The organism is Paraburkholderia sp. BR14312 (assembly GCF_040948675.1).
Classification (GTDB): domain Bacteria; phylum Pseudomonadota; class Gammaproteobacteria; order Burkholderiales; family Burkholderiaceae; genus Paraburkholderia; species Paraburkholderia nodosa_A.
The window spans coordinates 32085-58444 of record NZ_JBFPKI010000025.1 but is presented as its reverse complement, the minus strand read 5'-3'; the positions used below and the strand labels follow the sequence as shown (position 1 = coordinate 58444).

The 26360-nt window shown below is 56.5% G+C and carries 22 protein-coding genes and 6 pseudogenes; 16 read left to right on the top strand and 12 right to left on the bottom strand.

Annotated elements, in window-relative coordinates; all coding sequences use genetic code 11:
• Positions 1–151 precede the first annotated feature (151 nt).
• The 7 genes and pseudogenes from AB3X98_RS40125 to AB3X98_RS40095 form a co-directional block, all read right to left on the bottom strand.
• Complete coding sequence (locus AB3X98_RS40125) at positions 152–637, bottom strand: hypothetical protein (protein ID WP_368606460.1); 486 nt, start codon at positions 635–637, stop codon at positions 152–154.
• Positions 638–713: 76 nt separating this feature from the next.
• Complete coding sequence (locus AB3X98_RS40120) at positions 714–1013, bottom strand: ferredoxin family protein (protein WP_083245578.1); 300 nt, start codon at positions 1011–1013, stop codon at positions 714–716.
• Positions 1010–2323, bottom strand: coding sequence for an FAD-dependent monooxygenase (locus AB3X98_RS40115; protein ID WP_342950280.1), 1314 nt, complete (start codon positions 2321–2323; stop codon positions 1010–1012). The genes AB3X98_RS40120 and AB3X98_RS40115 overlap by 4 nt, the downstream gene beginning before the upstream one ends.
• A gap of 11 nt (positions 2324–2334) precedes the next feature.
• On the bottom strand, positions 2335–3447 hold the full coding sequence (locus tag AB3X98_RS40110) for an electron transfer flavoprotein subunit alpha/FixB family protein (RefSeq protein WP_368606459.1): 1113 nt from the start codon (positions 3445–3447) through the stop codon (positions 2335–2337).
• Positions 3444–4295 carry an electron transfer flavoprotein subunit beta/FixA family protein gene (locus AB3X98_RS40105; RefSeq protein ID WP_069268289.1) on the bottom strand — a complete coding sequence of 284 codons (852 nt, stop codon included), beginning with the start codon at positions 4293–4295 and terminating at the stop codon, positions 3444–3446. Before AB3X98_RS40105 ends, AB3X98_RS40110 begins: the two co-directional genes overlap by 4 nt.
• 55 nt (positions 4296–4350) lie before the next feature.
• Positions 4351–4549: pseudogene (locus AB3X98_RS40100) on the bottom strand (nitrogenase-stabilizing/protective protein NifW).
• 145 nt (positions 4550–4694) lie between these two features.
• Positions 4695–5813 (bottom strand): annotated as a pseudogene (locus AB3X98_RS40095) (homocitrate synthase); the annotation flags it as partial.
• Between the two features lie 408 nt (positions 5814–6221).
• On the opposite strand from AB3X98_RS40095, the gene nifB reads away from it, so the two are divergent.
• From nifB to AB3X98_RS40065, 6 genes are all read left to right on the top strand, one after another.
• On the top strand, positions 6222–7823 hold the full coding sequence (gene nifB / locus AB3X98_RS40090) for a nitrogenase cofactor biosynthesis protein NifB (RefSeq protein ID WP_368606458.1): 1602 nt from the start codon (positions 6222–6224) through the stop codon (positions 7821–7823).
• Positions 7824–7890: 67 nt separating this feature from the next.
• Positions 7891–8085, top strand: a complete 195-nt coding sequence (locus tag AB3X98_RS40085; protein ID WP_083245579.1) for a 4Fe-4S binding protein — start codon at positions 7891–7893, stop codon at positions 8083–8085.
• A gap of 64 nt (positions 8086–8149) precedes the next feature.
• Positions 8150–8533, top strand: coding sequence for a HesB/IscA family protein (locus tag AB3X98_RS40080; RefSeq protein WP_368606457.1), 384 nt, complete (start codon positions 8150–8152; stop codon positions 8531–8533).
• A gap of 21 nt (positions 8534–8554) precedes the next feature.
• A complete protein-coding gene (locus tag AB3X98_RS40075; protein ID WP_368606456.1) occupies positions 8555–9019 on the top strand; it encodes a nitrogen fixation protein NifZ in 465 nt (154 codons plus the stop codon).
• Positions 9020–9138: 119 nt separating this feature from the next.
• Entirely contained in the window at positions 9139–9357 is a 219-nt protein-coding gene (nifT, locus tag AB3X98_RS40070; RefSeq protein WP_069268344.1) for a putative nitrogen fixation protein NifT, read from the top strand.
• Between the two features lies 1 nt (position 9358).
• Positions 9359–9637, top strand: a complete 279-nt coding sequence (locus tag AB3X98_RS40065) for a hypothetical protein (protein WP_069268291.1) — start codon at positions 9359–9361, stop codon at positions 9635–9637.
• A gap of 625 nt (positions 9638–10262) precedes the next feature.
• Here the strand turns inward: AB3X98_RS40065 and AB3X98_RS40060 are convergent.
• The 4 genes from AB3X98_RS40060 to AB3X98_RS40045 all read right to left on the bottom strand — a co-directional run bounded on the left by AB3X98_RS40060 (position 10263) and on the right by AB3X98_RS40045 (position 13392).
• Positions 10263–11861 carry a neprosin family prolyl endopeptidase gene (locus tag AB3X98_RS40060; RefSeq protein ID WP_368606455.1) on the bottom strand — a complete coding sequence of 533 codons (1599 nt, stop codon included), beginning with the start codon at positions 11859–11861 and terminating at the stop codon, positions 10263–10265.
• Positions 11858–12100 (bottom strand): zinc ribbon domain-containing protein, encoded by a 243-nt coding sequence (locus AB3X98_RS40055; protein WP_368606454.1) that lies wholly within the window; start codon positions 12098–12100, stop codon positions 11858–11860. Before AB3X98_RS40055 ends, AB3X98_RS40060 begins: the two co-directional genes overlap by 4 nt.
• A 12-nt stretch (positions 12101–12112) precedes the next feature.
• On the bottom strand, positions 12113–12694 hold the full coding sequence (locus AB3X98_RS40050) for an ankyrin repeat domain-containing protein (protein ID WP_069268293.1): 582 nt from the start codon (positions 12692–12694) through the stop codon (positions 12113–12115).
• Positions 12695–12783: 89 nt separating this feature from the next.
• Positions 12784–13392 carry a hypothetical protein gene (locus AB3X98_RS40045; protein WP_368606453.1) on the bottom strand — a complete coding sequence of 203 codons (609 nt, stop codon included), beginning with the start codon at positions 13390–13392 and terminating at the stop codon, positions 12784–12786.
• Positions 13393–13854: 462 nt separating this feature from the next.
• Between AB3X98_RS40045 and nifH the strand changes: the two genes are divergently transcribed.
• The 4 genes from nifH (at position 13855) to AB3X98_RS40025 (ending at position 19468) form a co-directional block, all read left to right on the top strand.
• Positions 13855–14736 carry a nitrogenase iron protein gene (gene nifH / locus AB3X98_RS40040; RefSeq protein ID WP_069268295.1) on the top strand — a complete coding sequence of 294 codons (882 nt, stop codon included), beginning with the start codon at positions 13855–13857 and terminating at the stop codon, positions 14734–14736.
• Between the two features lie 79 nt (positions 14737–14815).
• Positions 14816–16279, top strand: a complete 1464-nt coding sequence (gene nifD, locus AB3X98_RS40035; RefSeq protein WP_069268296.1) for a nitrogenase molybdenum-iron protein alpha chain — start codon at positions 14816–14818, stop codon at positions 16277–16279.
• Between the two features lie 72 nt (positions 16280–16351).
• On the top strand, positions 16352–17911 hold the full coding sequence (nifK, locus tag AB3X98_RS40030; RefSeq protein WP_368606452.1) for a nitrogenase molybdenum-iron protein subunit beta: 1560 nt from the start codon (positions 16352–16354) through the stop codon (positions 17909–17911).
• Between the two features lie 240 nt (positions 17912–18151).
• Positions 18152–19468: an IS701 family transposase gene (locus tag AB3X98_RS40025; RefSeq protein WP_368606451.1), complete on the top strand. Its 1317-nt coding sequence runs from the start codon at positions 18152–18154 to the stop codon at positions 19466–19468.
• 1183 nt (positions 19469–20651) lie between these two features.
• Here AB3X98_RS40025 and AB3X98_RS40020 read toward each other — a convergent pair.
• The gene (locus AB3X98_RS40020) at positions 20652–21029 is read right to left on the bottom strand and encodes an iron-sulfur cluster assembly accessory protein (protein WP_083245583.1); all 378 of its coding nucleotides are present in this window, start codon (positions 21027–21029) and stop codon (positions 20652–20654) included.
• A gap of 502 nt (positions 21030–21531) precedes the next feature.
• Between AB3X98_RS40020 and AB3X98_RS40015 the strand changes: the two genes are divergently transcribed.
• The 6 genes and pseudogenes from AB3X98_RS40015 to AB3X98_RS39990 form a co-directional block, all read left to right on the top strand.
• Complete coding sequence (locus AB3X98_RS40015; RefSeq protein WP_342950302.1) at positions 21532–22032, top strand: Lrp/AsnC family transcriptional regulator; 501 nt, start codon at positions 21532–21534, stop codon at positions 22030–22032.
• A gap of 534 nt (positions 22033–22566) precedes the next feature.
• Positions 22567–22905 (top strand): nitrogenase stabilizing/protective protein NifW, encoded by a 339-nt coding sequence (gene nifW / locus AB3X98_RS40010; RefSeq protein ID WP_069268345.1) that lies wholly within the window; start codon positions 22567–22569, stop codon positions 22903–22905.
• Positions 22906–23587: 682 nt separating this feature from the next.
• A pseudogene (locus tag AB3X98_RS40005) lies at positions 23588–24493 on the top strand (CoA transferase); the annotation flags it as partial.
• Between the two features lie 77 nt (positions 24494–24570).
• Positions 24571–24974 (top strand): annotated as a pseudogene (locus AB3X98_RS40000) (MFS transporter); the annotation flags it as partial.
• Between the two features lie 72 nt (positions 24975–25046).
• Positions 25047–26178, top strand: a pseudogene (locus AB3X98_RS39995) (amidohydrolase).
• Positions 26163–26351 (top strand): annotated as a pseudogene (locus AB3X98_RS39990) (IS110 family transposase); the annotation flags it as partial. The pseudogenes AB3X98_RS39995 and AB3X98_RS39990, both read left to right, overlap by 16 nt.
• Positions 26352–26360: the final 9 nt, after the last annotated feature.

The window sequence follows — 26360 nt, the reverse complement described above, 5'->3', positions numbered from 1 at the left end:
CTTGGCCAGATCCAGTCCAACAGTCGCTATATTCATGATGAACGCTCCTTTGCCGTGGACGTCACGACTTCTCCACTTTGGCATAAACCGCTCGCTGGGTAGCGGGAGTCGTCCATCACATCAGAGCTGACGGCTGGCCTGCCGGTAGGGCTTATCGGCGCCCTGACTGTGCGAAAAGGGCTTCCACCACGTTGAAGCCGACGCAGTCGGCAGGATCCAGCCGGCGCAGCTTCGCAAGGAGCCTCAGGGCAACCGCGCGTTCGCAGCGGCGAACGCTGATAAAGGCCAGCGCCTTCAGCGTGAAGAGCCAAAAGCGTGCCGGTCCAGGAATCGTGAAATCTGTGTCGCCTGGCTGTACGGCACACCAGTCAATGTCAATTGACGCTTCCCGGGCTGCAGCTGTCAAAGCCTTGGTTGCAACTTCCTTCGCCTCGTCAAGTTCGCCCCGGTTCGCGTGAAACTTGTATAGCAGATAGTAGGGTGGCAGGCAGCGCGGGTGAGAAAGAACGGCGGTCCACAATGCAGCGGTCACATCGTCCCAGCGGCCGCCACGTGTGTCCTCGATTAAGCGCAATACGGAAGGAGGCACGGCGCCGCCAAACAGATCTGCCGACTCAATGCCAGTAAGGATATTCATTGATTTGCTCCGAAGCGATAAGCCTTCTGCACTTTCCTGTGGTAGGCGGAAGCCGAAATGACGAGGTCGTTTTCGTCTATCCGAACTTGAACTGGATTCCGTGACCACCCCTCGGATACTCCCAGGAAAGGTTGTGGTGTTCCCCGCATAGAATGCGACAACTGCCGCATTCAAGGCAACCGTCGGTAATTAGTGTCACGGCGCCGTTGTTCTCATTCCGATAACAGGAAGCGGGGCAGACGAACGTACAGCTTTTATCGCTACATTCATTAATGCAGGTTTCGGGATTTCTTATTTGGACGTGTGGCCGGCCAACGTCAACGCGGTAACGGTTTTGGAATAGCTTCTCGTCGATGTTCACAGTAAGTCTGGTCATCGGAAGGCCCTCCAGAGTTTGTATGCGTCGCCCACCAGGCCTGTTAGTGAGCGACTTTTGCGGAAGCTCGCCATGACATCCACTTTCTTTGTCTGCTTGTCCACGCCGTCGACCGTAATCATTGTCCGAGCCGCTTTAGCGACTAGATCAGGATATGTGGTGAAAAACTGCGGATTGTGATGCAAGATCTTCGGCATGTCTCGGTACTTGAACAGGTCCTTCATCACGAAACTCTTGTCGAGCGCGACCTTGTACCCGGAGAGGGCGCTAGCCCGATAGCTGTGGCCTCCGGAGGCTTTTGCGGCTATCGCGGTCTCCGCGGCGAGACGTCCTGTCGTCATGGCAAGATTAGAACCTTCGCGATGTACGGAATTGACGAAGCCACCGGAATCACCGACGATCATCCAGCCGTTCCCGTACACTTCCGGGATTGCATTGAAGCCCCCCTCGGGGATCAGATGCGCACAGTACTCCTTCATTTCACCGCCGGCGATGAGCGGGGCGATGGACGGATGACGCTTCATTTTTTCAAGTAACACATATGGGCTTGTACGGTTCGAGTTGTTTTTGAAGTCGCTCAGCATACAGCCGACGCCGATTGTCAGCGACTCCTTGTTAGTGTACAAGAAGCCGGTTCCAGCCATGCCATCGGTGATTCGGCCGACCATCTCAATGACGACGCCTTCGTTATCGGCAACATTAAACCGCTGGCAAATTGTTTCCTCAGGCATAAAGAGAATCTCCTTCACAGCCAGCGCGACATTGCCCGCCTTGATTTCGCCGTGAAAACCTGCCTTACGCGCCAATGTCGAATTGACGCCGTCCGCGAGGACCACGATGTCCGCATAAACTTCACCGTGTTGGCGGTCGCATTGCACGCCGACAACCTGGTCTCCGTCCATTATCAGGCGATTCACGGTGGTCTCGCAGATCAGCAAAGCGCCTGCTTCACGTACTTTCGACGAAAACCACTTGTCGAACTGTGCCCGTATGATCGTGTAACGGTTATATGGGGGATTGTTGTAGTCTTCGCTGCGCGCGTGCGTGCCCACAAACGAGGTATCGTCGAGCATCCACAGGCGTTGCTCGATGATGTGGCGCTCGAGAGGGGCATCGTCACGGAAGTCCGGAATGATCTGTTCCAGTGCATTGGCATAAAGGATCGCGCCCTGAACGTTTTTGCTTCCGGGATACTCGCCGCGTTCAATCTGAAGCACTTTCAGGCCGCCTTTCGCCATAACGTAGGCTGCGGCGTTGCCTGATGGTCCAGCTCCGACCACAATGGCGTCGAATTTGGGGGAGGTTATCATGTTTGTTTTCCTTACGAGTCTAGCCGCTGCGGTATCAGGTGCTGCTTAAACGCCTGTGTTAGTTCCGGTAGTACGCGCATTGCGTCCCCCACAACGCCGTAGTGTGCGTAATCAAAAATCGGTGCGTTTGGGTCGGTGTTGATCGCGACGATGACGTCAGAGCTTTCCATTCCGACCCGATGCTGGATCGCACCAGAGATTCCCGCGGCGATATAAAGCTTGGGCCTGACCGTTTTGCCGGTCTGTCCGATCTGGCGTTCGGCTCGGACCCAACCCGCCTGAACGCATGGGCGGCTCGCGCCGACTTCGCCACCGAGCACCTGCGCCAGCTCGAATAGCAGCATGAAGTTCTCGCGATTCTTGAGTCCCTTGCCGCCGCTCACGATCACGTCCGCGTAGGCAAGGTTGATTTGATCACTTGTCTCGTCAGGGATGAAGTCAAGCAATTTGGTTACTATATTGGCCTCGATCATCCCGAGCGTTTCCTGCACGATCTCGCCACTGCGGCCTTGCTGCGCCGGCGGCATGGGCATGACTCGTGGACGCACAGTCGCCATCTGAGGGCGGGATTCGAGCGTCATGATCGTACAAAGCAGAGAGCCGCCGAAGGTCGGCCGCGTCGCAGCTAGTACACGCGAGGCGGGATCGATATTCAACTCAGTGCAGTCGGCTGTAAGGCCAGTCAGAAGCCGTGTTGCGACAGAGCCCGCGAGATCTCGGCCCATTGAAGTTGCACCGAGCAACAGTATCTCGGGGCAGTACTTGCTAGCCAGATCTGACAGGCCTTTCGTGAACGGTTCGTTGCGATAACCGCGCAACACCGGATCGTGGATGACATACGCTTTGTCCGCACCCAAGGTGAACGCCTCAGCGGCAAACTGCTCGAGTGGCTCTTCAGTACCACCGAGTACCGCGACAGCGACGTCGCTGCCGAGTTTATCGGCGAGCTTGCGAGCCTCACCGACCAGTTCCCACGATACGCTGTGTGCACGGCCACGATCGTGCTCGATGAAGACCCACACGCCCCGATAGTCTTTCATACGGTCGGGGAGTTCTACGTTGCAGCCGTTAGCGTGTGCGATCGGCTCGGCCGGTTTTTGTTTCCAAGCAACAAGCGAATTCATGCATTCCTCTCCGTGAGCCGCAGGTCCATCTCTAGCGTCGGATGGCGAGTAAAGATCTTACGCACAAGTTGAGCCGCCGCGTCCTGGAGACTCGACTCGTCGAATTCGATCATCTCGGTATCTTCTGCACGCGGCGTTGCGCCGAACACCTTACGTACGACGGTAGGTGAACCCTTCAGCCCGATCTTGCTGGCGTCATCGATCCCGGCCTGCTGGCGGTTCCACTTGCGCACGGGGAAGCCAGCGGCATGGATTACTCTGGGCAGTGTTGCGAAACGCAGATCGTTCGTGTTCTCAAGCATCGTGACAAGGCACGGCAACGCAGTCTCGAGTACCTGAACGCCCCCTTCAGCACGGCGTTCGGCCATGATCGTGCGTCTGCCGAGGTCGATCTCGAGGATTCTCGACACGTAGGTAAGCAGTTGGATGTCCATGCGCGTCGCGATGCCCGGGCCGACTTGGGCTGTATCACCGTCGATCGTTTGTTTGCCTGCAAAGATCATATCCACTGAGCGTTCACTCGCGATCTGGCGGATCGCGGCGGCCAACGCATAAGAAGTGGCGAGCGTGTCGGCGCCGGCGAACGACCGGTCGGTGATGAGCACGGCGTCGTCTGCACCGTAGCTGATGCATCTACGCAGTGCGTCCTCGGCCTGTGGTGGTCCCATAGAAAGTATCGTGACCCATGCGTCGAAGCGGTCTTTTAGCCGTAACGCTTCTTCTAGCGAGAAGAGATCGTAAGGATTGACGATTGCCGGCACGCCTTGCCGCATGATGGTGTTGGTCACAGGGTGAACCCGAATCTGGGCAGAATCCGGTACTTGCTTGATGCAAACGACAATATGCATTGAGATTCTCCTAATCAGACGCCGCTGGGTGCCGACTGCGACGCGCACAGGCTTTTCAGGAAGACGACATGGCGGTCGGCGGCCTTCTAAAGACTTTAAACACTCGTTGTTCAGGGGGCGCGGATACAACGAAGTCGTCGCAGGCCTTCCGCAGCAAGCCGTGATAGATCAGCCGTCGTGGAGGGCGGCGCGTCGTCCTGTTGTTCGATGTACCGAAAGAAACGTTTCATGATGTGCAGGCGGTTCAACTTCACTATCCTTTTGTCGAGGGCAATGCAAAAGAGACGAGGAAATCCTCCATCGATGAAAATGGACGAAGTCTCGGATAAGTCCTTCCATGGGTTTGCTCCTCCTAAGTCCGTTTCTCGCTATGAGCGGCCTCCAGGACGCTCTGACTCGCGTGCTCCGTACCTCACTCAAAAAGCGGCGGAGATCGATTGCGGTAGGCGCCTTCTTATGTCGCGTGGCGAAGGCGCGGATGTGCGGCGGCAGTAGCGGCGCAAGCCGCTCCGATACCTTCAGGCCCGAAGCGTCATATGCGTCACGTTCGCATTGAGACCCAGAATGGTTGCCTAGCACTGTAGACCGTTGCCGGCAGACCTCTGCAGGATCGAATCCTTCGTAGGTTGCGACGTGTTTGGAAAGGCCGTCTGTGTGAATTCCCGCTTCGTGAGTAAAAATGCCTCGACCGATGATGCTTTTTCCAAAGGAGACGGCTCGGCCCGACGCATGTTCGACCAGCAACGAAATACCGGGCGGCGCGTTAGTGTCGACGCCGGTATCTCGTCGCAGAAGATGACGTGCTCCCATCACGACTTCCTCTAGCGCCGCGTTGCCGGCTCGCTTGCCTAGACCGTTGACGGTGGTGCTGGCATGTGTTGCGCCTGCTGCAAGGGCCGTTAACGTGTTGGCTGTGGCAAGCCCGAGATCGTCGTGCGCGTGGATTTCGATCTCGAGGTCCACGGCAACGCGCAGCGCCGCAATCGCCTGGTATGTCTTAAACGGATCCAGCACGCCGACCGTGTCTGCGAAACGCAAGCGTTGAACCCCTTGCTGCTGTGCGCATTGAGCCACTTCGATGACAAAGGAAGGATCCGCGCGCGAGGCGTCTTCCATGCCGAGAGAAATGGTTGCGCGACTTCCGATTGCTATGTCGACTATGCGGTCAATTTGACGCAGAACGCACGTACGGGACTGCTGCAGCTTGTGGCGCAGATGAATATCCGAAACAGGGATGGAGAGGTGAGCGATATCGGCATTGCAACGCAATGCCGCCGCGAGGTCGCCTTCGGTGAGGCGTCCCCAAACGACTATACGAGAGTCGAGACTTAAGCCGGAAATTTCCGCTATGCACGCCATTCCCTCGTCGCCCATTGCGGGAACCCCGACTTCGAGTTCCGTCACGCCGGCCTGAGACACGGCGCTCGCGATCGCGCATTTTTTCTCGGCGCGAAATGCGACTCCTGCAGTCTGCTCATCATCGCGGAGCGTCGTGTCATTGATAATTGGAAGATGCATGTCAAGTCTCTCCAGAGGAGTCGATTGCGCCGCAAACATCGTGCCAATGGGACGTTCCGGCCGGAGTATGGTTCTGTTTGAACCTGAAAGGCATCATGTCGGGATTCGGAGTACTTGGTGTGATAAGTCGCGTCGGGAATGTGCCATTCCCAACAGTGTCGCGCTTGAATCTGGCCGATCGGGTTATCGGCGAACGCGAAAGCGGTTGCTTTGATCGCGAGTAATTCAAATGAATAAGAACTGAGACACAGCGCCAGCGTGGCTGGACTACCCATGTGTCATGGTGACGGAGCACACGGCGATGCTCTCGGCTTCAAGTATCGTCCACTCGCACATCGTGCGTTTTCGCGATGGCATGGATTTCGCTGGGAGCAATGGCACACCCACCGTTCATTGCGGAGAGATACCATGCACGACTGCGCGAATGCCGGCGCTCTGATCTTGGCCGACGGCGCCAGAGTCACACACATCATGCCATCGGTGTCGGCCGCGGATCCACTTGCCGGATACGGCCGCCCTGATTCAAATGGCGCACCAGCCGGGTCAAGTTGCTGTTCGACCGACGCACCAGAGAACATCAATGCGGAGGTGTGGGAAAGGATCAGAGATCACCCGTGTTATTCGGAGGAAGCGCATCGCCATTATGCGCGCATGCATGTCGCAGTGGCGCCCGCCTGCAATATCCAATGCAACTACTGCAACCGAAAGTATGATTGCTCGAACGAGTCGCGGCCTGGTGTGGTATCAGAGAAGCTCGCGCCGGATCAGGCCGTGAAAAAGGTGATGACCGTCGCCTCGAGGATTCCGCAATTGACTGTCGTCGGGATCGCGGGCCCGGGGGATGCACTGGCCAATCCGAACAAAACGTTCGACACCTTTCGTATGCTTCGCGAACTCGCGCCGAAAATTAAGCTATGTCTTTCGACGAACGGCCTTTCTCTGCCTGACTATGTCGACGAAATTTGCGATTACGGCATTGATCACGTGACGATCACTGTCAACATGGTCGACCCTGTCATCGGCGAAAAGATCTATCCATGGATCTTTTGGGATCACAGCAGAGTCACGGGCGAAGAGGCCGCGCGAATTCTGCACGAGCGGCAGATGCTAGGGCTCGACATGTTGAGCGCGCGTGGCGTACTTACGAAGATCAACTCGGTACTCATCCCTGGCATCAACGACGAGCACCTGGTCGAAGTGAATCGTGAAGTAAAGAGGCGGGGTGCGTTTTTGCACAACATCATGCCGCTGATCTCGGATCCTACGCACGGCACGTATTTCGGTGGCCGTGGCCAGCGCGAGCCTACCGCTCGCGAGTTGAAGGCCGTGCAGGACGCCTGCATGGGCGGCGCGGCCCTAATGCGCCATTGCCGGCAATGTCGTGCAGATGCCGTAGGCCTTCTGGGCGAAGACCGCCATCACGAATTTTCGCTTGCAAGCATCGAACACATAGACGCCGTGGACAAGCTTGATCTTGGCAGTACACGTCAACGCCGCGTGGACGCCGCAAGCGATGGAGAGCGCGAGATGAAACATAAGACACGAAGCTTGTCAGGAGCGACCCAGGTGCTAGGCGATGTCGAGGTGCGGATTGCCGTTGCGACGAAGGGAGATGGGCTCGTCAACGCACATTTCGGCCACGCTTCCGAGTTCCAGATTTTCCAGGTCAGCGCCGCTGGAGCCCTCTTTGTCGCGCACCGCCGCGTGGGCGCCTATTGCCGCGGCGGCGATGGCGATGAGGATGACTTGCGGCAGATCGTACACGCGATCAACGATTGCCATGCTGTGCTGGTTGCAAAGATTGGCTTGTGCCCACGGAAGTCGCTATTAGAAGCGGGAATCGAACCCGTGGATATGTACGCCCACGAACCAATCGAAAAAGCCGCGCTTGCATGGCTCACCGATTATTGTGGCCGTCTCACGACTGGCGAAATTGACCACGCGGACCGCGGCGACGCGACAATCCCACAGATCGGGTTGACTAGGGTGGGAGAAGACGCCCCTGTTTGAGCGGCAGGTAGCGCAGTCGTCCTGACGTGCTCGGTTACACCGAAAATCATCACAAGGAGTGCATGGTATGGCCCTAAAGATCATTTCCTCCGCCTGCACTGGCTGCTCGGCTTGCGAGCCACAATGCCCAAACGTCGCCATCATCGAGAAAGGCGGCGTCTTCGCAATTGATCCGAGAAAATGTACCGTGTGCGAGGGGCAATTCGATAGTCCGCAATGCGTGGCGGCGTGCCCTGTGGACGGATGCATCGTGCCGGCCTAGCGCTCTGTTCCGCTTGCCTTGCGCAGTGTACCCGACGATTGTTCAATTCGACGATTTTTAAAGCATGTTGCCAAATTTTGCAGTGACACCCGCCGCCGAAGAGTTCCTTCACCGTATCGTGCGCTTTTCCGGTCTGCCATCCGGTGCGGGCGTTCGTATTTGTGTGAGTACTTGCGGTTGCTCCAGATACGAAGCCGAACTGAGCGCCACGGCCGATGCGCAGCCCGGTGATGAGACTACGGAGATCAATGGACTGCGGATTTTCTTGCCGGCAGAAACTCGGCTGTTGCTCGACGGCTTTACCGTCGACTTCGTCGAAACACAAGACAGGTGTGGCCTTGCATTCAACAACGGCAATCATGCATTTGGCGCCGCCGCGCGCGCGCGGCGGCGCAGGCGAGTTGAGCGTCTCGCGCATCGACGCGAGTGCGATCGGACGCCGACGTAACTCATTGCCACGGGAGGTGTCATGAAGCGTGCATCCCGGTATTTAAATGCGCTGGGCGTGAGGGACGTCGAGAGCGACGATGCAGTCGAACTTGCTTTTCCACCACGGTTCGCCGTTGGCGAGCGAGTGATTGCACGTGCCGTGATTCGTAACGACGGTACATACAACGGTAAGGCTATGGGGGAGCTGCTCGTGAGCCAAGGCGATGCCGGTTATGTCACTGCAATCGGCACGTTTCTGCAGCGGTTCTACGTCTATGCGGTTCACTTTTTCGAAGGAGACCGCCGCGTTGGAATGCGCGCGAAGGAGCTCTGCACGCTCGATCGCCTGCCGCAGGACGTGCTCGCCCAGCTGGGGAGGCGCGCCGACGCGCTTCGCTGGATCGGTTCGTGGCACGCCGATATGGAGAAGGAGAACTGCGCGCAGATGCCGACGCTAAGCGCTGAGCGCATTAGCGAGCCGTTCGATGATGGTGGACTCCCTTAACTCAGCCAGTTTGTGTGGGATAAGGCGGGATCGTACTGCGCACGTGCGGCATGTCCGCCGGTTGTTGCAGCCATACGTCTGGTGGCGCGAATCGCTTAACCAACCCGGGAGATATCAACGTGAAGGTCACAATCCGAAAGGATGACAATGGCGTATTCAGGGCCTATGTTCCGAAGAAGGATGTCGAGGAGCCAATCGTCTACATCGATGGAGCGCAGCTATGGGGTGGACGTATTACGCTTGCTAACGGCTGGGAGTTTCAGTTGCCCGAACTTGCGAGCGACACCTCGCTTCCGGTAACTGTCGAGGCGCGGCGCGTGTCAGGCGGGTGGGAATGACATGGGCCTTACTGTGGAACAGATTCATGCGATAACTGAGCTGGTTTGTACCGAACCGACGCTGCAGGAAGCCGCGGTAATTTGGCGAAAGCGCTATCCCGATGTGCGTATCATTCGGATCACCGCAGTCGAGTTAAGCGATGAGAAGCCCTTCCTCGAGTTCCGTGGTCGCCGGGTCTATCTAGCGACATGGACCGGCTTTTGCATTAATGTGACCACGGAGGCAGCGCAAGCGGATATGCTAATATTGGCAGAAGAGGCGTTTTGCGATGGCGACTGAAGAATTCGCACTTTGCGAGCTTGCATACCACACTACGGCGATCTAGTGTTTTCCCGGGCTTTTGAGTCGTTGGAGCGGTGGTCCGACGCTCGATTCGTTCGAGCTTACGGTCGCTCGGCGCAGCGATGCCGTTGTCGCGGTGAATCGACGCTCGGCAGCTCGATGACCCTGCGTGTGCTGGGCATCGGGCTGGGTGACGCAATTACCAGCGCACCCTGCACATCTCATCCCATAGATTGCACATGGAATTATCTTGGCCGGCTTAGGGCCTAGCCTGTATTTGCCGATATCAACTGCCTCGACGTGAGGAGGACAGTGCAGAATATCGGTGAGCGGACGTACGCAATTAGTCAGTGACGGCGAACGCTTGGCCTACGAATTGCAATACCGGTTTTCGGTCACGGGAAGGTGGGTTGACCGTCGGTGTCTCGCGGTTTTCGTGTGCCGTTTAAGGCTGGCTCCGGGTCAGCTCGCCGCCTCGTTCGGCATCGCGCACGTAGGATGCCTCGATGAACCAACTGCCAAACGCAACATGTGGAAACCTCGCTAGCGCGAGGCGTCGGGATGTTAGGCGGTGCTATGCATGCATCATAGAACAATAGGAATCACGCGCTCTATGCCGTCTTCACCTGCACTGTGTTCCGCCTGGGCCGCCAACGAAGACGTATCGGGTCCACCAACTTGGATTGTGGTTATCGGCGGAAATATAACCGCCATCTCCGTTGCTGAATGGACCGGCCGCGTGGTAGCAGGTCGATCGCACCGACAAGTGCGGATAATCCCAGGCAGCAGTGTCAGCGAGGTTGTAGTAGTAGAGGTTGCGCTGATAAGCTGCGTGGCCATATAGTGGGCTGTCCCAATTACCACTACCGGCGCCTGGCCAAGACGTAAGCCCAGTTGTTTCTGTACCAAACGAAATCAAGGTCGCGTTATGACTGTTCTGTCCGCCTTGATAGAACTCCGCGGGGTAGTAACCAATCGCCACGCCGTCACGAAAGAGCCACCAGTTCCCGTGTGCGTCGCGATGATATCCGGCACTGAACTCGTGCTGTTGACCGCCGGGAGAACTGATGTCAACTAACGCGCCCCCGAGTACCGCTTTCTCCGAAACCTGCACGAAATCCCCGCAGCTGTTGTTCCAGCATCCGGTGTTCACGTAGTTATCGGCGGTGCTGTAGATGAAGAAGTGCGGCAGATTGTCCCCAAACTTGGAAGGCGAGACTACCCAGCCAGTCTCTTCTGACTGTAAAGGGTTTGCACCGCCGGCTCTGTCTCCACCAATAATCCAGATCTGGGACAAACTAAAGAACTGACCCGCCGCAGCATCCACTTTCGGATTCCAGACATTGAACGTGACGTTGCCCCCGAGATTCTCGACGTTTTGCTCGAATGTCGCATATTTGTGTGTATAGGTATCCGCGGAGAGTAATTGACTCGCGATAAAGGGTGCATTCGCTGATTCGCTGCTTGACGGGAGCCTGGTCATCGGTGGAGGCGCCTTTCTGTGATATGCATCTACTGTCGTAAATCGACTAAGCTCTTCCAGTGTGACTCTATTCAAGGGGACGCTGCCCGTACCACAGCTTGGCGTATTCACGCCGTTTTGCAACTGTTCCGACGACCCTACCGATCGGCTGGATAAGTCACCGTTGAGGTTTGTCGCTGACGCTAACTGTGGAGGTGTTGCGATTTTCCTTATTTGATATCTCCGGACAGCAGGTTGCTCCATCACCGGAACGCAGTCATAGGTTTGGCCGTTCGCAATAAAGCTCCCTGAGACGTGTACTCCGTTGTAACGTTCAATAATCGCTTGGCGCATCACTTCGAAAGCAGACGGATCATTGACTTTGTAGGTGCGCGATATTGGAGGCTGATTGTCTGACTCAAGATGCGCCCCGGACCCTAGCCAAGGGTGACCAATAAAATCCTGAGCGGCGGCAGCTTTCGTGTCAGCCATGAATCTGTCAAATGATTCCATATGGGAATCCATGCTCTGCGAGTATGCGGGCATTGTCCATGTTGATATCCCGATCAGGAACGCAGAAGAGACATATTGAATTGTGTTTGCAAGTCTACCGAGTTGTTTCCCGTTGCGAGGATTTACAACGAGGAATTCTTGTGCACAGAGGTAAATAGACTGCGGCGACATATGATTTTCCTTGGACTTAACTTTTTTGCAAGCCAGATATGGAATGACAGGCGCCGGCTCATTGTGGCGTTTCAAGGTCGATTCAATAATTGCATGCGCTCAGCCGCGGAATAATTGCTCAAATGCCCTTCACGAGCGGCCTGGCGGCGTGCTGCCGTAATGAGTGCCTTGTTGCGTGGAGGGGCGGACGGTGCGCTGACCTGCTTATCCATCGCATTACTGCTACAGCGCGGACAAGACGCCACCGAATTGGTGCGTACAAGTGTCTCGAACCGAAAATTGCAGTTGCGGCATACATAGTCGTAAAGCGGCATGAGAAGTTTTCCTCAATGGGCAAGGTTGTGCGACGGAGCATCATCGGCGAAACGCGACGATTCGCACATGCCGTTTTTGAGTCGGTCTACCGTTAGCAGCAGCTGTAGTCCAAAATCCGTGGCCATGTCGAAAGCGGTTCGCCCATCTGGCGCGACCAAGCTGTTACTCGCACCAAGGGATATTAGCAACCACATGACGTCGACTCTGCCGTTGGCGGCTGCCTGCATCAGGTATGTGACGTCGTGCGCATTGGCATGATCGACATTAAGACCGGCACTGATCAACCGTAGAATCGGTCCGGGCGTTCCGCATAGACATGCGTACCATAGCGCATCGTTTCCGTTGTCGTCGAGCGCACTGACGGGTGCACCTTCGTCGAGCAACGCGGCGACGATACGGTCTTCCCCATGCATCGCTGCGAGCATCAGCGGCGTTATTCCGTCAACGCTGCAGGAATGGGCATCCGGAAAGTCGTGTGCCGACAGCCATCTAGCGACTGACGAACGTGCACGAGCTTGCAGACCCTCATCAGCGTGCGGGAGGCTTTGAGCGTTCCCTTTTCGACGTGCGGCATCATCGATTAGCAGTGCCATGGAAATTCTCCAGTTAGATTACGTGAGCGTTGTGATAGCTTGTGTGCATGGTGGATTCTTCATGAGGAAGCACCGCTGCGGAATGCAACCTAGACCGGTCTGTTTTCGTTAGGATCACGGACTGGGCCCATCAGTTCGAGTCCATGCGCGTAACTGATGGGATCGAAACACAAGTCGAACTTCGACCCGGCGTCGGCGACGGCGTCGAGTTTTCCCGCTGTGTCCTTTTTCTTCAGCTCTGCCTTGTCGAGATACAGGAGCTCAAGTATTTCGTTGTAGACCGTCGATTGCACGATAGGGAGGACATAGAATACTGCGCCCTGATAGTGCGCCTGATAGCGACTCGAGAGATCGATGTTGTCGCAGAACAGAAAGTACTTTCCGTTGGGCGAGAGTGCGTCTCCCAACACTTCGGCGACGTCTTTCAGATGTTCGAAGCTCAACAACCACCCCGCGAAAAATATGAGATGCGGGTTGCCGACGTCGGCCACTGCCATGACCTGCTCGCAAGACAGCTCTGGCGGGCGCGCTTCATCAGCGAGTTGCGGTCCGAAGCGCAGCGCGAGTTCGCCGCGAAAACCGATGCGCCGAGGTGTACTGGTGGGACCCTTGAACACTGCATTGAGTAAACGGCCCTCGAGTTGCAAGCGGGCGAAAACGGTCTGGTCAAGTTCCTTGTCAATAGTCATATCGTTCATTAGGTTCTCCTCTTAAGTTTGAATAACTTGTGAATTGGCAGTGACAGTTCGCAATCGGTCAAGAAGGATGGAGTTTCACTTGCAACTTTCGTACCACCACATCCCTCCCTCCCTCCCTCCCTCCCTTTCTGGCCCACTGCCATTGAGCGAGGTGGGCCGAAAATGGTGGTGAAAATCTGGTTTGCGACAACAACGCACGATTTGTCAGGAAGCCGACGCTGCGAACGTCGGTAGGCGCCATGCCGACATGTTTTCTCAAAGCGCGATGTGCATGGCATTTCAACGATTCTGGAGTGTTGGCATAGAAACTGCACTATAGCGATCCGCGCGGACACCATCCGGCCAATGCGTGACTCCACAGAAGAAGATCATATGGACACTGCACGCTGAGGACATGATCGCGGCTTTGCAGCCTTGATTGGCAACCTTGGTTTAATCCTTCTATCTCAATGGAGTACCACGATGGCTCAACTTCGGCAGATCGCATTCTACGGAAAGGGCGGGATTGGAAAATCGACCACGTCGCAAAACACGCTCGCGGCGCTCAGCGACCTTGGGCAAAAGATCCTCATTGTCGGCTGCGATCCGAAGGCAGACTCGACACGGCTGATACTGCACGCGAAGGCGCAGGACACAATTCTCTCTCTCGCGGCGGAAGCCGGCTCTGTGGAGGACCTCGAACTCGAGGATGTCATGAAGATTGGCTACAAAGACATACGCTGTGTGGAGTCGGGCGGTCCCGAGCCGGGTGTCGGCTGCGCGGGTCGCGGTGTGATTACGTCGATCAATTTCCTGGAGGAGAATGGCGCCTACGACGGAGTGGACTACGTCTCATACGATGTGCTGGGCGACGTGGTGTGCGGAGGCTTTGCAATGCCAATTCGCGAGAACAAGGCACAGGAGATTTATATCGTGATGTCAGGCGAGATGATGGCTATGTACGCTGCGAACAATATCTCAAAAGGGATTCTCAAGTATGCCAACAGCGGTGGTGTGCGTTTGGGCGGCCTCATTTGCAACGAGCGCAAGACCGACAAGGAACTCGAGCTTGCGGAATCGCTCGCAGCGATGCTCGGCACACGTCTGATCCACTTCGTGCCGCGCGACAACGTCGTGCAACATGCGGAACTACGCCGCATGACTGTGATCGAGTACGCGCCAGAGAGCGCACAGGCCGGCCAGTATCGTGCGCTTGCAGAGAAGGTGCATAACAACGCCGGCAATGGCGTGATCCCAACGCCGATCACGATGGACGAACTCGAAGATCTCCTGATGGAAAAAGGAATCATGTCGCAGGTCGATGAGGCGAAGGTTGGCAAGACAGCGGCTGAGCTGACCGCTTGACGGCTGCGGGGATGACGGTTGCCGTGCGGCGTACGGCAACCGATCCCGGCGATCCCATTTCTCCACTTATGGATATGTAATGACCGAAACGGTTGAAGAACGTAAGGCCGCTCACAAGGCTCTCATTGACGAAGTGCTGCGAGCTTACCCGGAGAAGATGGCCAAGCGGCGGGCCAAGCATTTATGCACTTTCGAGCAGGGTAAGCCGGACTGTGGGGTGAAGTCCAACATTAAGTCGTTGCCTGGTGTGATGACGATTCGCGGCTGCGCATATGCCGGTTCGAAGGGCGTGGTCTGGGGGCCGATCAAGGACATGATTCACATCAGTCACGGACCAGTCGGCTGCGGCCAGTATTCGTGGGGTTCGCGCCGCAATTATTATGTCGGAACAACCGGAGTCGATACGTTTGTCACAATGCAATTTACTTCTGACTTTCAGGAGAAGGACATTGTGTTCGGTGGCGACAAGAAACTCGACAAAATCGTCGATGAGATTCAGGAGCTGTTTCCGCTCAACAGAGGCATATCAGTTCAAACCGAATGCCCGATCGGTCTGATCGGCGATGACATCGAGGCAGTTTCGAAGAAGAAGAGCGCACAGTATGGCGGGCACACAATCGTACCCGTACGCTGCGAGGGATTTCGCGGCGTATCGCAGTCGCTTGGGCATCATCTCGCAAACGATGCGATTCGCGATTGCGTGTTCGACCGTGTCGATCCGAATAAATATTCCGCGCTCGAGTCAACTCCGTACGACGTTGCGATCATCGGTGACTACAATATCGGTGGCGACGCATGGTCAAGCCGCATTCTCCTTGAGGAGATGGGTTTGCGCGTTATTGCGCAGTGGTCGGGCGACGGCACGCTCGCTGAACTGGAGAATACGCCGCGCTCAAAGCTTAACCTGCTCCACTGCTACCGGTCAATGAATTACATAAGCCGGCATATGGAAGAGAAGTATGGTGTCCCTTGGCTCGAATACAACTTTTTTGGTCCCACAATGATTGAAAGGAGCTTGAGAGAGATTGCGAGCCGATTTGACGACACGATCAAGACCAAGGCCGAGAAAGTGATCGCCAAATACCGTCTGCTCACGGATGCGGTAATCGCGAGATATAAGCCACGCCTCGAGGGTAAGAAAGTGATGCTTTTTGTAGGCGGCCTTCGCCCGCGCCACGTCATCGGGGCGTACGAAGACCTCGGCATGGAAGTCATTGGCACAGGCTACGAGTTTGCCCACAACGATGACTATCAGCGCACTACGCATCACATTCACGACGGCACGCTAATTTACGACGACGTGACCGGCTACGAATTCGAGCGGTTCGTCGAATGCATGCGGCCGGACCTCGTAGGTTCAGGAATCAAGGAAAAGTACGTCTTTCAGAAGATGGGTGTTCCTTTCCGCCAGATGCACAGTTGGGATTATTCAGGACCGTACCACGGCTACGACGGATTCGCGATCTTTGCGCGCGACATGGACATGGCAATTTCGAGTCCTGTCTGGAATCTCTCCAAGTCACCTTGGAAAAAGGCAGCTTGAGCCAGGTGGCCCCGTTGGCGGTACGGCCGTGTCGCCGGACGGCTCTTCAGGAAATCGATTCAGGAGCGAGTCATGCCCCAATCAAGCGACAAAATTCTCGATCACGAACTGCTCTTTCGCGAGCCGGAATATCAGGCGCTTTTGCGAAACAAGAAGCAACATTTTGAGTTTAACCATCCTGGTGAGGCGGTGAGAGAGGTTGCCGAATGGACAAAGACTGAAGACTACAAGCAGAAAAACTTCGCGCGCGACTCGCTAACCATCAATCCAGCGAAGGCCTGCCAGCCTCTGGGGGCGGTATTTGTGGCAAACGGCTTTCATAAGACACTGCCGTTCGTGCACGGCTCTCAGGGCTGCGTGGCCTATTATCGCTCACACTTTTCGCGGCACTTCAAGGAGCCGACGTCGTGCGTGAGTTCGTCAATGACCGAAGACGCGGCGGTTTTCGGGGGTCTCAATAATATGATCGACGGTCTGGCGAATGCATACAACCTTTATAAGCCCGAGATGATCGCCGTATCGACGACCTGCATGGCAGAGGTCATCGGTGACGACCTCGATGCATTCATCAAGAATAGTAAGCAGAAGGGAAGCGTTCCGCAAGACTACGACGTGCCGTTCGCTCATACGCCCGCGTTTGTCGGCAGTCATGTGACGGGTTACGACAACGCTCTACTGGGCATTCTCAAACACTTCTGGGACGGCAAGGCCGGTACCGCAACACCACTCATACGTGTGCAGGACGAGAGTGTAAACTTTATCGGTGGCTTTGACGGTTTCGTGGTGGGCAACATCAAGGAGGTTCGACGTATCTTCGATCTGTTCGGCGTGAACGTCAACATCATCTGCGATCCTTCCGACACATGGAACACACCAACGGATGGCGAATTCCGCATGTACGAGGGTGGGACCACGAAGGAAGAAGTTGAACGTGCCCTGAATGCGAAAGCAACGTTCATTTTTCAAGAATATTGCTGCGAAAAGACGGCGAAGTATATCGCGGAACACGGCCAAGAGGTAATTGTGCTTAATTCGCCAGTCGGCGTTTCTGGTACCGACCATTTCCTCATGGAGATATCGCGTGTCACGGGCCGACCGATTCCGCCTGAACTGGAAAGGGAGCGGGGGCAACTCGTTGATGCAATGGCGGACAGTCAGGCTATTCTCCATGGCAAACGCTATGCGCTCTACGGCGATCCCGATCAGATGCTAGGTTACACGCAATTCCTGCTCGAGCTCGGTGCAGAGCCGGTGCATGTTGTGTCGACAAACGGTAACGACGGCTGGGCCGAGAAGGTCAAGGCGTTGTTGGACGCGTCGCCATACGGTGCGGGATGCAGCGCCTATCCGAAGCGCGATCTCTGGCATCTGCGCTCGCTGCTATTTACCGAACCAGTCGATTTCCTGATCGGCAACACTCATGGGAAATACTTGGAGCGTGATACGCGAACACCGCTAGTGCGACTCGTGTTTCCTATTTTTGACCGGCACCACTATCACCGTTTCCCGACGTGGGGATATGAGGGAGGATTGCGCGTTCTATTGGCACTACTTGACGAATTCTTCGAAAAGCTCGATGCAAGTACAATCGACATTGCAAAGACTGATTACAGTTATGACATTGTTCGCTGATGACAGAATGATTGTTGCCTAGACTTGGTTTGCCCAGCCCCTCGACGTGGGCGATCGTGCGCGGCCGCTCGGCGGATCGCGGTCCGCACGATTTTTTTACTAGTTGTCCACAGCACGCGGGTATGGCCGCGCTCCGTAGTCCGATTAGCAACTATCCTCTAATCTCACTGTGTCATAAAAGATGTTTGCGGAAAAGAGATACCTGGTAGTATTGAATAATACAAACTTTGGGCGACCGTGATGAGAGAAGACGTCGACGAATTTGACGCGTATCTGAACCATCTGGCGCAGGCGTTGGGGCACGCCGATCGCCATGCCGGCCTCAAGGGTTACTGTTCGGGTCTGGTAATGCCGTTGTCAGGCAAGAGCGTCGAGCCGATGGCTGCGCATATCGACCCCCTTCACGCGAGCGCGAAACACCAGTCACTCCACCACTTTGTGGCCAAGGCAGAATGGTCTGACCGGGCGGTTCTGCAGCGGGTACGCGAATGGGTGATGCCCGCGTTGGGCTTGCACGCTGCGGAAGAGGCCGGCTATTACTGGATTATTGACGACACGGGCTTCCCGAAGAAAGGCAAGCATTCAGTCGGCGTAGCGCGGCAATACTGCGGGCAACTGGGCAAACAAGATAACTGCCAGATCGCCGTGAGCCTGTCGATCGCGACGCAACGCGGCAGCCTGCCGATCGCTTGGCAGCTGTATGTCCCCAAGGAATGGATCGACGACCGGGAACGAGCGCATCGCGCGGGCATTCCTGACGATCTCGCCTTCGAGACCAAGCCACAGATTGCGCTGGCCCAGCTTCGCGAGGCGATAGCATCCGGCATTGCGCCGGGCATTGTGCTCGCTGATGCCGGCTACGGCGACGAAACCGCTTTCCGGGAAAGCATAACTGAACTGGGTTTATTGTACGCGGTAGGGATCCGGCCGGGCACCTCTGTGTGGGCGCCAGGTACGGCGCCGCTTCCACCCAAGCCCTGGAGTGGCCTCGGTCAGCCACCGAAATTGTTGCGTCGTGCGCCCGGCCATAAACCGCTCGTGGTGAAGGAACTTGCCATGCAATTGCCCATGAACGCGTGGCAAACCGTAACCTGGCGGGAGGGCAGCAACGCAGCACTTTCCTCACGCTTTGCCGCCGTGCGGGTTCGTCCCGCACATCACGACTATTGGCGAAGTACCGTTCGCGACGAAGAATGGCTGCTTATTGAATGGCCTGATGGCGATACGGAGCCGCTCAAATACTTTCTCACTACCGCCCCCGAGCAGGCGACCCTCGAGCAGCTTGTGTTCGTGACCAAAATGCGCTGGCGCATCGAGCGCGACTATCAGGACCTGAAGCAGGAGTTCGGGCTCGGTCATTATGAAGGACGAGGGTGGCGTGGCTTTCACCACCACGCCACACTGAGTATCGCTGCGTATGGATTTCTGATGGCTCAGCGACTCAGCATGCAATCAGATGGACGTGGTAAAAAAAACTTCCTTGAACGCGCGCTGCCTGCCCTTCCCTCGGATTACATCCCCCGGGGTAGCCCAGCGCGCTCAACGCCACGTTCCTGATTCCATTACTACGTTGCGTATCCTGCTTGGACAAAGGCTCATGCAACGATGGCACTCTTCCTGTACAACAATAGAGCACGCAACTGTTTTTGTGACACAGTAGTACTAAAAGCCCCTGCTGGAAGTTGTAAATCTCGATGAATTGACTTGATGCAATGAAAGAGAGCAGGGGAAGTAAGCCCTACTGGTGTAGAGCGGGATTCGCGCGCTCATCTTCTCCGAGGAGCACGCAAACGGACGCGTCTGACACAGCCCTCCGTGGACGAATACGACGCTAGGTGTCCGCCTGGACATGGTTCTTGAGCTGGGCGAGAAGAACTGGAAGCTCCGCCCGTTCGCCACGTCGATCCCGATCAATTTGATCGCCGTGAAGTTTGTTGCGATTTCGAACCGTCGTCCAGGACTGAGGTGCAGCTGCCTATTTCCGGCGAGTTGAGCGGCCGTTTTGGTGAAGTCGACCAGGCTAGGGGGAGTGCGGCGTAGAGTTCAATTCTACCGCGACTGTTCGAGATCGGACTAGGCGCGTCATTCTTGCACATCGAATCGCCTCTTCGCTGCAAGCTTGGGAGCTCAATGGATGCTCAGTTCGTATCGGGAAGCGTGGGCGATTTGAGCCGGGCGCGCCAGTGCTTGGGGGAAATTGGTTGGTAATGATCGAGTACCGCGTGCCGGCGTGATTGTCGCTTCAATACCTCAAATAGCCGGGCGAAGCCCACGTAAAGCACGGAAAGGCACGTGTCGGCAAGTCTGCTGGCCGAAGGCGCAGGCAAGCAGTCTTTTCCGGCGCCAGTGGCCCTGTCAGGATCAGGTTCTGTGCATTGCGGATCCAATCAAAGCTGGCGAGCGACGAGACCCTTGTCGAGTCCGCGGCTCTTGCCGATAGCGTCTGGCATCGAGATTGAACCCGGTACGCGTGTGCGCACCACGGTATGGCGTCAATCCAGCGCAGTTGCGACTGGTGCTCCGCAGGCTGATGCCAGCATGATTGCTTGCCCAGCGGTACTCACATATGGCTGGGCAACGGGTGTTAGGTGACTGAATGAACCCGTAAGTGCGTTCATTCTGGTACTGTTGATACCAGCGCGCAAACCAACCTAGGCTTGCACGACTCTCATTGCATTCGGTGGTCCGCGCGTCGCCGCTTCACCATCTTGTTCTGCATCGAGACCACGTGCATACGATGTTAGCGCGGACATGAGGAAAATGATTCACTTCGGCCGCAGGATGTTGATGCGATCGGACTTTCAATCACGAAGCGCGGAAGCGGGGTATCTTCCTCATAGTCGATCTGCGTGCCGATAAAATAACGTAGGTTAGTCTCGTCCACGAACACAGTGAGGCCCTGTGTAAGCACCTTCGTGTCGGAATCGCTTACGGAGTCAACCAGGACAATAAAATATTCCGGCTGTCTTCCCGCATGAAATTCGGCACGCAGTCGAATATAAAGCGGCGCTTCGTGGCTCTGCGCGACAAGCTCGGCGGCTTCTTTTGCTGCTCGGGCCGTGAACGTAAAAAATTCACACGCGGGTTCTGTCGATATGCTTGATCGTTGGGAGATCATAGATTTTCCTGGAAAATTAATAGAGAACTATATCCGTCTCTACAATGTGAATCTGCACGAGGAAGGAAAGCAAGTACTGCGCCACATCGCCTCGCAATACTATCGCTCAGGTACGGAATTAGATTGCTGAGGTGAGTGTGCAAGAGTGAAGCAATGCGCGGAACGGCAAGGTGGAGATCTCCTTGCGCCATAGCAAACAAGTGAGCGAGATCCGCGGCGCGAGCCTTGCGACTCATCGCGAGTCGATACACGTTCTCTTTAACCAGTTGAAGTTTGCGATCTTGGACGTCTACATTCGACGTTAAACTAAGTTTATCCTATACACAGAGAAACTAGCGCCACGCTCGGGAAACGCAGGCGGAACAACGGCGCGAAGTTAGCAGAAATAGAATGGTTGGCGCAGGCGACTCTCGCTTGGGGAGAGCGAGTTGCACGGATAACGCATGAAACAACGATACATTTTTCGGATGACATCTAATTCTTCGGATGGGAGATGAGTGAAATGAAATTGATAGAGCATCCAGTCGTCGCCCAGAAGGGCATAGCCGTCTTGGATTCCGTAGACCGCGCGATCCTCAGACACTTGCAGCAAGACGCCTCGCTATCGATTGTCAGCCTTGCAGCGAAAGTGAAACGCAGTGCTCCTGCGTGCCTGCGGCGTGTGGAACGACTCAAGGAGACGGGACTGATACGAAGAGTCGTCGCACTGCTCGACGCGAAGGCTCTAGGCGCGGGCATGTTCGCCGTAATCGGGATCGTGCTGGACGGCTCGACGCCCGAGGCGTTTGCCTCATTCGAGAAAGCGGCGCAGAAGGTGTCTGGCTGCGTAGCGTGCCACGCAGTGAGCGGGAGGTTTGACTATATCTTGCTCGTTCGAGCACGCGGCAACGAAAGCTTCAACCGGTTGCATGCTGCACAAGCGTTGCACCTGCCGGGAGTACGGGAACTGCATAGCTTCAAGGTGTTAAAGGAAGTCTTATCGACGCAGGCGATACCACTGTAACCGCAAACGCTTGGAAAGGTAGTCTTGACCTGTGTCACTCATCAGACAGGTTCTAGTCGTAACCAAACGTCACGCTTCGAATCGCCCCGCTGGCTTTCGCAGACCAAACTCGTGACGGATAAACTATTGACCTATCCGGCGACCAAGTCCGTTCTTAGTGGCCCGAGCAGACTGAGTTGCGCCAGCAACGTCCCAACTCATGTTCAGTAAAGTTTCGCCGGCAACCGAAGCGGACTGGATGCGCTTCGCGCAACGCGCCACGCTGTCACAATCCAGACAATCCCGACGATTCAGACAAAGGCAACGTGAGACCGGCCCCCCTGTTACGGTGATCGGGAATGGCGATGCATGCCACAACACCTTCCAGGTTTAGGTGGGACAGGCACGGACCTTGCGTGCCGTCGGCCGCTAAGTTAGAAGGCGCAGACAAGTTAATACCTTTCGTCAATTTGAAAGCGCTTAACGATGGCATATAAAACTCGCCGCCTCGCTACGCACGGCTTTGCGGCCAACTTTGTCATGCGGAGCAACAACATGAAAGTACTGATCGATAAACTGCACCGGCTTTCGTCGGCTGAGGACTTCTTCCGATTCTTCGCCATCTCATATGACGACAAGGTGGTGGACGTAAGTCGATTACATATACTAAGGCGTTTCTTCCAGTACATCAGACAGTCGGAGGACCTGTCCGCGGATCACGACGCAACCTTATTCTTGGTTTATCGAAATCTCCTGCTGAAAGCGTACAACGACTTTGTCATTTCCACGCCCGCTGAGCAAAAGGTGTTCAGAGTTCTTCAGGAAGCCGACGGAGAGCGTCATATCTCTCTTGATAGCCTGCGTGAATCCCTGCCGGCTCGGGCTAACAATTGAAGTTGGTGAGCGAGTCATATTGGTGCTTGTCTGAGTCGTCACGATGCGACTCATCGCTTGATGCACGTTGTGAACTTCGGTTGACTTGTCTTTTGAACATCTGCCGGGAGTGGTCCATCAGCAGCCTCAAGTCCGGCTGGCGAGCGGATAGGAGCGGTTTCGATGCTTTCATTGCCGTCTTCGTCCCCGCACGTCATTTCTGTTGGCGGAACAGCGCTTTACACAACTCATAGCGGAGCTTATGCGTCTGGAACGATGGGTGGAAGAAGGAGTCCTGTGGGCGACAGGGGGCGGCACTCGCCCCTACGGACCAATGCCGCCGTGGCAATCTGCGCTAAGGTCCTCTGCGGGTCCATCTGGGCGCGGCGTGCCCGACATTCCCTTTGATGCAAAGGCGGAAACTGGGGCGCTTATCTACGGCACGGCAATGCCTCGCCGTTTGGCGGAACAAGCTTGGCCTCACCGAGATTCGTCGGGCTCTTCGCTCGCTTGCTGTCAGCCAGTGACAATACATTCGGTTTCCCCGGCGCATCGATATATAAGACTGCGGCCGCTAATCCGCCGGCGTTTCACGATGTAGTCAAAGGTAACCACGGCTTTCTGGGTCACGGGTACCGCGTCGGCCTAGGCTGGGATTATCCGACCGGTTGGGGAAGTATTGATTTCGCGGGGGGCAGGGATCGGTGCCAGCGAACGTGCCTTGCGCGGCTCCGGAGTGGGCTTCTTCGGCACGTTCAACGGGAACAGGAAAAGCATTGCGGTCGATGTGAAAGACCCGCGTGGCGTGGAAATCGTCCACAAGCTGCTTGCCGGGGCTGCGGTGTTCAGCGAAAACTTCAAGAGTGGACAAGCTAGGCCTCGGGTATGTCGCGCTTTCCAGGGTCAATCCACGTCTCGTCTATGCGTCGCACAAGGGGTTTCTGCCCGGCCCGTACGATCATCGCACCGCGCTCGACGAAGTCGTGCAAATGATGGGCGGACTCGCTTACATGACGGGGCCCGAGGGCAGACCGCTAAGCGCCGGGACGAGCGTCAACGACATCATGGGCGGTATGTTCGGCGCAATGGCGGCGCTGGCTCAACGCGAAGGCACGGGCCGCGGTCAGGAAGTGCCTAGCGCGCTGTTCGAGAACAATGTGTTCCTCGTGGCCCAGCACATGATGCAGTTTGCCGTGACGGGCCAGGCCGCGGCGCCGATGCCGAACCGCATTTTCGCGTGGGCTGTCTACGACGTGTTTTCGGTCAAGAACGGCGAGCAGATTTTTTGGTGGTGGTCTCCGATACCCAATGGGCACTGTTCTGCGACGCTTTCGGGCTCGCCGAGGTGACTTTGCCGTCCGATGCCAGTGGCGCAGGGCGGCCCATCGAGACGAGGACGCCGCTGCGGCCCTTGACGCTCGGCGGCGAGCGCTTGCAACTGCGCGCGGGACCGCCCTCACTGGGTCAGGACACGCGAGCGCTTCTGATGGGTCTCGAATACAGGCCGGAGGATGTGAGGCAATTGACCGAGTTCGGTGTCCTCAAGTGTGCGTACAGGCAGCCTGGCGATGCGTCGAAGCCTTCGGCGAACGAACTCGCCAGCGCCTGAAGCAGCCACGTAACACGAAAGACACATGGAATCATCGAGCCGCGGAAGCAGGAGAGGCCGCCGCGCGGAGAAACGACATGACATCCATCTCATCAAACATCGCAACGGCAGCGCGTTCGCGTCCGCTCATGTGCAGTCCGCGGTCAGGAAGGCGGCGTGGCGTTTCATTCCGCTGATCGCGCTTGCGTACTTCTTCAACGACCTGGATCGCACGAGCGTCGGTTTCGCGGCGTTGACGATGAATCGCGATCTTGGTTTGACCGCCACACAGTTCGGGTGGGGCGCGGGCATCATGTTCGCCGGGTACTGCGTGTTCGAGGTTCCGAGCAACCTGGCGTTGTACCGCTTCGGTGGGCCGCGCTGGCTCGCGCGAATCGTGATCACGTGGGGCTTCTTCGCAGCGGCAACAGCGCTGGCCGTGGGCCCAAAGAGCTTTTACGCGATCCGGCTGCTGCTGGGCATCGGCGAGGCCGGCTTCTGGTCTTTCGATCGTGCTGGGTATCACGACCTTGCTGACCTTTTCCCTCTACGCCTTCGGTCGCGGAGATTAAGAATGGAGCCACGTCCCTCGTTCCGACGCCCTCAGGTCCTCGGCGCTCTCGCAACATCGATGTTGTTGCCCGCTATCAGCGCGCGTCTTGCATTTGCAAAAGAGGAAACGCATTCCGTGAGTATAACCAACAACTAGCTGCCCCGTTAGTGCCGACTGGCTCGCCTCCGGTGGCGAAGGGGCGCTCGAACCCGATATGCCGATCATCGACGCGCATCATCACTTTTACGAACGACCGGGCTGGACCTACCTTCTCGACGAGTACCTCGAGGACGAGCGCACGGATCATAACATCACCGCCTCCGTGTTCATGCAGGCGCTGACACGGTATCGCGCCTCGGGTCCGGAGTCGTTGCGCCCGGTCGGCGAAATCGAATACGTGGCTGGCGTCACCGCGGCGTTGCAAGGCGGCAAGCCACAGGTAGCGAAAGGTATGATCGGCTACGCGGATCTTCGACGGGGCGCGGCGGTGCGCGATGTTCTCGAAGCGGAACTGCACGCCGGCGATGGCCGGTTCTGTGGCATTCGACATCTCGTTACATGGGACGCGGACCAGACACTCGCCAATCCCTTTTCGGCGCCGCCGCGAGGGCTGCTGCTTGACCCCGACTATCGGGCGGGCGTTGCACAACTGGCTCCGCTGGGCCTGTCGTACGACGCATGGCTATTCTTTCCGCAATTGCCGGAGCTGTTCGACATGGCAAAGGCCTTTCCGGATACGCCTTTCATCATCAACCATTGCGGCGGTGTCGTCCGCATCGCGTGCTATGCGAATCAGCGCGTGGAAGTGTTCGATGCCTGGTCCCGTTCGATGCGCATGCTCGCCGGGTTGCCGAATGTTTATGTGAAGCTTGGTGGCCTCGGCATGCGTATGAATGGCTTCGCGTTTGAAAAGGGCGAACGTCCGCCGTCATCGGATGAGCTGGCGCACGCGTGGAAGCCTTGGATGCATACGTGTATCGAAGCGTTCGGTGCGGAGCGCTGCATGTGCGAGAGCAATTTCCCTGTCGATAAAGGATGCCACCCATTCAGAAACGGTTGGAACGCTTTCAGGAAATTGACTGCGCAAGCTGGCGCCGATGAGCGCGAAGCACTGTTCCAGGGAACGGTGAGCAAGGTCTACTGCCTTACGTAGCGCGGCGGATGCCTGCCGCGTGGACGGACACGCTGCGCTAGTAGTGGAACGGATTGAGCGGATTTGATGAGCAAATCGCCCGGATCGAGCGACGTATGCGCGAGTGGAAAAAGGAAGACAGGAATGTCAAGAAGGCATTTCGCGGCGGGCGCGAGTGTGCTGCCTGGACGGGGGACTGGTGC